This window comes from Pseudomonas taiwanensis (assembly GCF_013393345.1).
GTDB classification, from domain to species: domain Bacteria; phylum Pseudomonadota; class Gammaproteobacteria; order Pseudomonadales; family Pseudomonadaceae; genus Metapseudomonas; species Metapseudomonas resinovorans_C.
Window position 1 is genome coordinate 1 of sequence record NZ_QJRF01000027.1, and the last position, 481, is coordinate 481.

Annotated in this window: 1 protein-coding gene; it reads left to right on the forward strand. The window is 69.2% G+C overall.

The window, feature by feature from the left end:
* On the forward strand, positions 1-481 hold a 481-nt coding region (locus DM872_RS00140), incomplete at both ends, for a contractile injection system protein, VgrG/Pvc8 family (RefSeq protein ID WP_256873256.1).

A 481-nucleotide genomic window follows, 5' to 3' on the forward strand; every position in this document is an offset into this window, starting at 1 on the left:
CCGAGGCCGGCACTGCGCAACTTCACCTACCGCGAGAACGTGCGCACCGCGCGTCAGACCCAACGCGATTACGACTTCAAGAACCCGCTGTACAACCACCACACCGAGCGTGACGGCGTGGACCTGGTCCACCAAGCCAGCAGCTACGAGCGCTACGACTACCCCGGGCGCTACAAGAGCGAGGTGGGCGAGGCCTTCACCCAGGACCGCCTGCGTGGCCACCGCGGCGATGCGCGCATGGCCCAGGTCGAGGGTGACGACGCGCGCCTGGTGCCGGGCCTCTCCTTCGACCTCACCGGCCACCCACGCCAGGATATGAACCGCGGCTGGCGCCCGGTGCGCATCGAGCACCGTGGCATCCAGTACACCAGCCAGGCCGAGGAAAGTGCCGACGCCAAACAGGGCACCCACTACAGCAGCACCGCCACCCTGGTGCCGGACGACGCCGAATGGCGCGCCACGCCGCTGCCCAAGCCGCGCA